7 protein-coding genes and 2 pseudogenes are annotated in these 7345 nt (G+C 59.9%); 6 read left to right on the forward strand and 3 right to left on the reverse strand.

Translation table 11 applies throughout. The features are described 5' to 3' along the window. Positions 1-121 precede the first annotated feature (121 nt). The 3 genes from LI337_RS15960 to LI337_RS15965 all read left to right on the forward strand — a co-directional run bounded on the left by LI337_RS15960 (position 122) and on the right by LI337_RS15965 (position 2445). Entirely contained in the window at positions 122-1102 is a 981-nt protein-coding gene (locus tag LI337_RS15960; protein WP_227230879.1) for a hypothetical protein, read from the forward strand. 450 nt (positions 1103-1552) lie between these two features. Next, the gene (locus LI337_RS20320) at positions 1553-1945 is read left to right on the forward strand and encodes a winged helix-turn-helix domain-containing protein (RefSeq protein WP_425600780.1); all 393 of its coding nucleotides are present in this window, start codon (positions 1553-1555) and stop codon (positions 1943-1945) included. 35 nt (positions 1946-1980) lie between these two features. Further along, positions 1981-2445 carry a toxin-antitoxin system TumE family protein gene (locus LI337_RS15965; protein WP_227230880.1) on the forward strand — a complete coding sequence of 155 codons (465 nt, stop codon included), beginning with the start codon at positions 1981-1983 and terminating at the stop codon, positions 2443-2445. A gap of 85 nt (positions 2446-2530) precedes the next feature. On the opposite strand, the gene LI337_RS15970 is transcribed toward LI337_RS15965, so the two are convergent. Together LI337_RS15970 and LI337_RS15975 are read right to left on the reverse strand one after the other, a co-directional pair. Continuing rightward, the gene (locus LI337_RS15970; RefSeq protein WP_227230881.1) at positions 2531-3391 is read right to left on the reverse strand and encodes a DNA-binding protein; all 861 of its coding nucleotides are present in this window, start codon (positions 3389-3391) and stop codon (positions 2531-2533) included. 780 nt (positions 3392-4171) lie between these two features. Continuing rightward, positions 4172-5445 (reverse strand): annotated as a pseudogene (locus LI337_RS15975) (RNA-guided endonuclease InsQ/TnpB family protein). Between the two features lie 38 nt (positions 5446-5483). Here LI337_RS15975 and LI337_RS15980 point away from each other — a divergent pair. From LI337_RS15980 to LI337_RS15990, 3 genes are all read left to right on the forward strand, one after another. Beyond that, on the forward strand, positions 5484-5633 hold the full coding sequence (locus tag LI337_RS15980) for a hypothetical protein (protein ID WP_227230912.1): 150 nt from the start codon (positions 5484-5486) through the stop codon (positions 5631-5633). A 185-nt stretch (positions 5634-5818) separates the two neighbouring features. Next, positions 5819-6127, forward strand: a complete 309-nt coding sequence (locus LI337_RS15985; RefSeq protein WP_227230882.1) for a toxin-antitoxin system TumE family protein — start codon at positions 5819-5821, stop codon at positions 6125-6127. After that, a complete protein-coding gene (locus LI337_RS15990) occupies positions 6108-6575 on the forward strand; it encodes an HVO_A0114 family putative DNA-binding protein (protein WP_227230883.1) in 468 nt (155 codons plus the stop codon). The genes LI337_RS15985 and LI337_RS15990 overlap by 20 nt, the downstream gene beginning before the upstream one ends. Before the next feature lie 532 nt (positions 6576-7107). Here LI337_RS15990 and LI337_RS15995 read toward each other — a convergent pair. Next, positions 7108-7345, reverse strand: a pseudogene (locus tag LI337_RS15995) (RNA-guided endonuclease TnpB family protein); the annotation flags it as partial.

The following is a 7345-nucleotide window of genomic DNA, read 5'->3' on the forward strand; positions in this document are numbered from 1 at the left end:
TAGAGATTTGTGGAAACAATGTGGGGTATCTCGGCGAATAGTTTTCCAAATGTTAATTTCTTGTGTATTCGTACTGCGGAAACAGCTATCTTGGATACCGCGAACAGAGAGCCGATCACCAATGTTCGACTCGCTACTCGAACGCATCCAGATCCCCGACGGGTACGCTCAAGACGTCGATAGCTACACGGATCTCTTACTCGAGAGTCCCGACATCGCCGATCGCGTCTTGCTGTGGAACGAGAGCCCGGTCGTCATCCTTCCGTGTTACTATCCGGTATGGCCCGAAGAGCGAGCCCCGCTGTTCAAGTACAGCTACGTCTCAGACATCCCGACGGATCTCAGCTCGATCCGAACCGTCCTCGAACAGGCCGAAACGTACCTCTCACCCCGTGATGAAACACTGTTCATCTACGGGATTCGGTTCGGGAACGTCCAACTCGTCTCGAACACACCCGGCCGCTTCCTCGCGGATATCGAGAAACTCGACGCTTACCGAGAGCGCCTCACAGAAGACACCGACGTAACAGTCCCTCGTGGTGTCTCTTCGCGGAGTGCTGCAGCATCAGGACTGTGGCCGACCGAAGACGGGTGGTTGTACGTAGAAGGGAAGGCGTTCGGCGCGGATTATGTCCACTGGACGGTCGGACTTTTACGGATGTACGACCCGTGGGATACGGCCCCGATCGAGGCGTTCTACGAGTCGATCACCGACCGACCACCAGGGCGCGATTCGTTCTGGCCACTCAGAGCGGTCAGGGCGACAGCGAGTACACTCGGACCACCGGTCCCGTTCTCCGAGTCGCTAGCTGGTCGCTTCACCGACGTCTTCGGAGATACATCGGCGTTCCGGCTCGCACCAAATCCTCTGTACAACCGAGCAGAGACCGTGTACGGATCAGAGTCGCCACTCGGACACTCGGATGCTGGACACCACCTTGCGGCTCCCCTGTTCGAGCTCCCGATGCTGGTGTACAGAAACGAGAATACGAGCTGGATACCAGACGCCGAGTATTCCGCTCAGAGCATCACCGCTGTCAGCCCGCCGAATCAAAACACGCTGTTCGTCATGGCGACACTCAAGCGAGGTCGTGCCTACTGAGCGTGACCCAGACTGCTGGCGTGGAGTCGACTCAGCCGTGAGTTTCGGTGCCGAACAGAACTCCACCTGCTGTGTGCTGTGCGTTGCACGCTTGATGCGGGCTGACGACGTTGTGCTTTCTGGAATAACTGGAAACGACGCGTCCGAAAAGTGGAATGTCCACAGTTCCGACCTCTGTGAAGCTGCGTCGAACCAGTCCGTCTCGTCGGCGACACGGAGTGTCTCGACGTCTCCGACGGTGATAGCTAGCACCGTGACGTCGAGACCCTCGGCTATCGTGTGGCACCCTGGTCTCTTTCCACGCATCGATTGGCGTGTCGGTCGACGTCGCACCGCCTTCTGTCGAGCACACCGGTGACCTGTGAGAACAGCTAAACTCAGTATACTGATCCCAAAAGTAATATTCTTGCACAATCGAGACCACGTGTACTCGATTGCCCACCCGCCGACCTGAACGAGCGCGTCAGCGAAGGGTGGAAAACAGACACCAGTTCAGCCGAGCGCGTCCGCACCGTCATGAGACGGACGTACGAGCCCCACTCGGTCGCCAGTATCGCCGAGCGTGCACGGACTGCAGAAACCACTGCACGCAAGCATCTGAAGATGCTCACCGAGGACGGCTTCGTCGAGGCGGTCTCGCCTCCCGACGAGCGGGGAACGTGGTACAGGCGTGCTCCCCGGTCGGTCGTGCTCGAACGCGCTCGACAGCTTCTCGATACCGTCGACACCGAGATCGACGCTGCGGTGATCACACAGGCAGACGACGCGGCGAAACCTGACGCTCGCACGAGCAGCACCCGCGCTTGCAGACGCCACCGAGGCTGTCGAAGACGAGACCGGTGAGTACGGTGATCTCGACGGAGTTACCGGCTAAAGTGATGCAGAACTCCGAGTCACACTCGATCCGAGGAGCCATCGACGCTGGTGCGCTCTACGACGTTCGTGCCGAGTTCGAACGGCTCGAACCGCCCGCACGCGGGTCACTCGACGATCCGGTGAATCCCAGTGAACTGCGCCTCCACCTTGATGACGGAATCGGTGAGGCGACGAGCGCGACGATCACCGTTCGGTGGTCGGTCACAGACGACTACAACGTCCACTACAGCGACGAACTGGATCGCATCCTCCGGTGGGACGTCCATCCACACGAGTACCCCGCTCCGGCCGGAGACCCCCACTACCACCCACCGCCGACGGCATCGAGCGATGACGACGACGTCGAACCCTCCTGTATCAGGGTCACGGAGATCGTTCTCGTCGTGCGTGCCGTCCACCAGTTGTGGCGTGCTGGGTACGACACCGCGAGCACCGACCCGCTCAACGACGTGACCGATCCGCCCTGATGGGCACGCTCCTCGGTCGAGCTGCTCGAACTGACTGTCTCCACTGGGTGGCCAAACAAACAACAAAAAAGGTTGTTCCTGGTGATTACTCCCAGTACCGACCCCGCCCGGGGAAGGTGACACCCGACCAGCCAGTCACCGCGAGCGACACACTCCCTTCGTACCAGTTCTTCGCGGCCGCCCGGATCCGAACGCGCTCACCCTCCCGCACCGTGGGTTGGTTCGACCGCTTCCACGAGGTGACTTTCACGCGTCCCGTCTCGTCTTCCAAGAGTCCCACCCACTGAATCGCGGGGTGTGATGGCGTCCACAACCGTTCGATCACGCCTTCCACACAGACCTCACCCGCATCCACCACGTCGAGTTCCCCGACAGGCACGACCCGTCCGGGCCGCTCGCGAAGCCGCTCTGCAACCGCCACGACCGCGCTCAGAAGACTCTGCCCCTCTGCAACGCGCTCGCCCAGTTCCCGCCCGATTGCCGCCCGACTCACATCGTCGTACCGTCCGTGCAACCGCGCCGCCTCTCTGTTCACACCCGCCAACTCCTCACGCTCTAACGTCTCGCGTGGATCGACGATCTCGGGGTCCGCCCACGGGTCGACACTCGCTCTCCGCTCCGCAAACGCCTCTCGTCTCTGCTCGTTCGCTTCCTCCGTCACGAACCGCGTCGCACCTTCCCGGCCCGGCTCTTGGCTCCGATCCGTCCGTGCCCGCGTCCGCTCGACCTCCGCTTCCCGTCCACACATCCGCTCGTAGGCTTCCTGCGTCTGCCCGAACAACCGTCCGTCCGCCAGCTCACGCTCGTCGGAATAGTCGATCTTCGCCTGGATCTCTTGGGACACGCTCGCCCGGAACTCCACCGAGACGCGCTCGAACGCCCACGCCTCGTTGGTCGTCTGTTTGCTCGTCGATACTGCTTTCTTGCCGCTCTTCGTACTACTCATTGGTGTTCTAGCACCGAAGGCACTCACACGGTGCCTTTCCGCCACGACGACTCACCAGCCGTCGCTTTCTCACTCAAACCTACGACATCAACAGCAACACGGACACCGCCGCTCGCGCCTTCGGCGCGCCCCTTCGGGGCGCGAGCGGCGGGCTCTCGTTCAGTACAAAAAGCCACGCGCGGCCGCCCCGGCCAGTGGAGTGGCCAGCGGAGTGTGCCTGTCGCCGGTAGTTCCGTGCAGCGCACGGAACTCGACAGGCCAACCCGCTGGCACGCCGGGAGGGCGTGAACCCCACTGGCCGAACAGGGCGGGCGAGCGGGGCGTCCCGAATCGACAGCCCTCGTCCGTCCACCCGACCCGTTCACCAATCGGGGTCGACGGTGAGCTGGGTGATCATCCGTCCGTCTCCTCGGTCTCGAAGGCGCTCTGGGCGGGGAACAGTGAGTGCGAGAGTACACAGATGGCTCTCAACCATTCAATCCGGCTTCACACTCAGGTTCACGATCAGATCTGGACTGCCCCTGCCGGGAGCACACCCCGAGTGTGAACCGCCGCTGTACGTCCGAGACGGTTCATCGAGCGCGCTCCGGGCGCAATCGGCCCCGAAGCCACGTGTGAAACCACTGACCGAGCACCCGATCGAGTGAGGGTGAGAGTTCTCTGGTCGTCGTACTTACCTATTTGCCACAGCGAGAGAGTGTTCGATTGCCGAAACGACGAGTTCCACTATCACATCCTCCCCAGCGTGAACGCCGGGGTTTCCTCGCGCTGGGGTATCGCTTACCGACCCACGGAGGCAACTTGCGGGTTCGTATGCTCCTCGTTGGGACGATGAGAGCGTGGTGACTCCACCCATTCGTGGTTGTCCCACTTGAGGCATACAGGCCGTGCCATCGACCGTGGCACCGTTGTCTGCCGTCTCAGGAACGTCTCTGACGCCACGAGGTCGGCGTGTCCTTCAAACCCACACGGACACGTCAGCGTGTCGCGGTGGCGCGTCGTGTCCTCTGTCGAACCGCAGTTCGGACATCCCTGACTCGTCCACGCCTCAGACCGAACCTCAACCGACATACCATACTCCTCAGCGGTACACGCCAGTCGATTCACGAACGCTCTGAACGCCCAGAAATTGTGCGTTTTCGCGTTCGTCTCCACCGACCAGTGCGTGTCCAGCACGTCAGTCAACGCTCCAACGTAAACCGTCGAAACACCTTCGTCGTACAGCCGTTCGATGAGGTCACGAGCGAGTGCATCTTGGGCGTGGTCACGACGTTTTGTTCGCCGGTCGTACAGGCGTCGGGTACGGTGACTGCTGTATCGACCGTCTCCCAAGAGTGATTGGAGCCGGGCGATTTCTCGCGTCGTTTCGCGGAATCGCTCAAACAGGTCGCGCCCTTCGTACAGGAGTTGCTGTCCGGTTGTGGTTGTGCAGGCGACGAGGTTGTTCGCACCGATGTCCAGAGCGGCTTCTTTCGAAGCCAGTGGTTGTGCCAGCCGAGAATCATCAACTGTGACTGGCTGAACGGCCCTGAACGTCTGTGCTTGCTCGTCGTAGAACAACTCCAACCTGCCCTGCTTGTCGTACCCCTTCCAGTTCGGGTCGCCTCGAACTTCGAGGCGGAGTCGCTCGTGGTGTCCCAACCCGTACTCGTCTTTCAGGTCTTTGCCGACGAGAATTTCGATCCGGGAGTATTCACCCCACTCGACGGAGTACGACGTGTTTCGGATGTAGGTGCGGAGTTCGCGGCCATCGTCGGCGTTACCCCAGAATCCGGGTTTGCCGTTGGCTTCACCTTTCTTCTTGAGGCTGAAGAACGACTTCCACGCTTCACGGTTCTTACGTTCTGTTGAACAGTGGATGCACCGAGGACACCGCCGTAGCGACCGCGATACTCGCTTATTTTCCATACGTCTGCGTCTGAGTCGGCATAGTGTTCGCGGCGCTCGTAGTTGATTTCGTTCCAGAGAGCGGCAGAAGCGTCCAATAGGTGTCGAAGCAACTCCTCGTCCTCGTCGGACAGAGGACCCACCTCGAACGTGTTGGCTCGCTTCATCGACTACGGGTTGTACCAGAACACCAAAAATGTGTTTTGTGTGCTATCGTATGGTCGAGGTTCGCATCGAGTTCGATGACGACGAACAGTACGAGCGGTTGAAGGAACTGAAGAAGCATCGTGGATTGACGTGGAAGGGGTTGCTTCTCGAAGGCGAGAAGAAAGTCAGAGAGGATACCCCGGAATAATTGTCAAACGTGGGTTGTCACGTGGAGTGTCGGATTCACGCCCGGGCTAAAGGCCGGGACTCTCTCTTTGTTTCAGGTAGTCAGACAAACCCGACGAGAAGATGTGGCTACGGTTCTGTCCGATGTGGTTCAACCACAATGATGAGCTTTATGTTTGTTGGGGTTATATCCCAACATAAGGGGCGATGCCGGCAACAGTCGTGTACCGGGAAGAAGACGAGAAACCGGACGGGAGTCGGTACGAGATGGTCGCATGGCAGGTCCCGGTTAGCGAGGACTTCCCGCATGGGCTAAAGTACAGCTTCCAATACATGGACGCTGATGGCGACACGCTCCTGCGGTACGACAACGCACCCTACCACCTGAATGTTGGCCGACATCATCGACATCTACCTGACGGCGACATCACGAAGTTGGAGTTCACGGGTCTCTCCGACCTGATAGCGGACTTCCAGAACGAGGTGACAGAACTCTATGAGCAACGAACCGACTGACACCGAACCCACGCACGACGAATTCACACCCGGCCCTGACGAGGTTGTGTACCCCTCGGTACTCCGCATCACATCACTCCCGGAAAAGCAGGCACAGGCAGCAGCAATCGAGCGCGCCGAACGGTGGGAGAACGGCGAGGAGGTCCCGCATGTTGTCAACTTCGAAGATCGTGCGCGGCTCCGCCAGTTGCTGACCGATCGACGGATGGAACTGCTCGAAGCGGTGATGGAGCACCCGCCCGGAAGTATCCGCGCGCTAGCCGACCGCCTCGATCGTGACGTCCACGACGTCCACGACGATCTGCACCTGCTGGCCGAGTACAACATCATCCACTTCGAAGCGGACGGTCGCGCGAAAAAGCCGTACGTTCCCTATGAGACGGTCCGGATCGAGGTTGAGTTCGGCCTGCCACGTGGTGAGGGGTCAGAATCGTCCGCATCCGCTTGATATCCGTCCCGAGATAACTACGAAGTCCGCCGTCTCGGACTCGTAGCAGTCTGTGAGTTGGTCGAGTTCGACAGCCCGGTTGGCGAACTGCTCCATGTTTCGACTGGAGAGCCTAGGCAGATGGAAATTACGATTTCTGAAATTACGATTTCTATACTGGGGAAGAGCTGCGTCCCAGCGATGTCCAAGTAGTACACGAAAGGCGACTGGACGGCCTTTCGGAGATAGACTACCACGGCCGACGCCGCCTTCACACTCGGGGTCACGAGATGGACGAAACACCCTCTGCCGGGAGCACACCCCGAGTGTGAACCGCCGCTGTACGTCCGAGACGGTTCATCGAGCGCGCTCCGGGCGCAATCGGCCCCGAAGCCACGTGTGAAACCACTGACCGAGCACTCGGTCGAGTGTGAACACGGATTCACTGACCGTCGGACACATCTGCGTGAGTGCGGTAAAGCAGTTTCTGTGGTCGTTCTCCACATCGTTCTGACAACGTCTTCGATAGGTCGTCGACGGGAAATTTTCTGTGTTGACCTTCGTCGTTCCAGAGGTTGGGTGCAGTCGGGGAGCCGCGCTCGTCACGGTGACACACCGTTAACAAAGAGGCTTCCCCGATGTCTACCCCAATCGGCGTCGCCGCCGAACTGGTTTCTCGTTCCTCCACGTCTCGTGTGGCGACGATGTGGAAGTACCACTCACCGTCACGGTGAAACAACCGACATTCGCCCATCTTCGCGTCTCCTGCGTGCAACGCTTCCAACCACTCC

Source organism: Salinirubrum litoreum (assembly GCF_020567425.1).
In the GTDB taxonomy this organism is placed as follows: Archaea; Halobacteriota; Halobacteria; order Halobacteriales; family Haloferacaceae; genus Salinirubrum; species Salinirubrum litoreum.

Coding starts and splice junctions, on each gene's coding strand:
- LI337_RS15960 (WP_227230879.1), top strand. CDS start 122: ATGTTCGACTCGCTACTCGAACGCATCCAGATCCCCGACGGGTACGCT.
- LI337_RS15965 (WP_227230880.1), top strand. CDS start 1,981: ATGCAGAACTCCGAGTCACACTCGATCCGAGGAGCCATCGACGCTGGT.
- LI337_RS15970 (WP_227230881.1), bottom strand. CDS start 3,391: ATGAGTAGTACGAAGAGCGGCAAGAAAGCAGTATCGACGAGCAAACAG.
- LI337_RS15985 (WP_227230882.1), top strand. CDS start 5,819: ATGCCGGCAACAGTCGTGTACCGGGAAGAAGACGAGAAACCGGACGGG.
- LI337_RS15990 (WP_227230883.1), top strand. CDS start 6,108: ATGAGCAACGAACCGACTGACACCGAACCCACGCACGACGAATTCACA.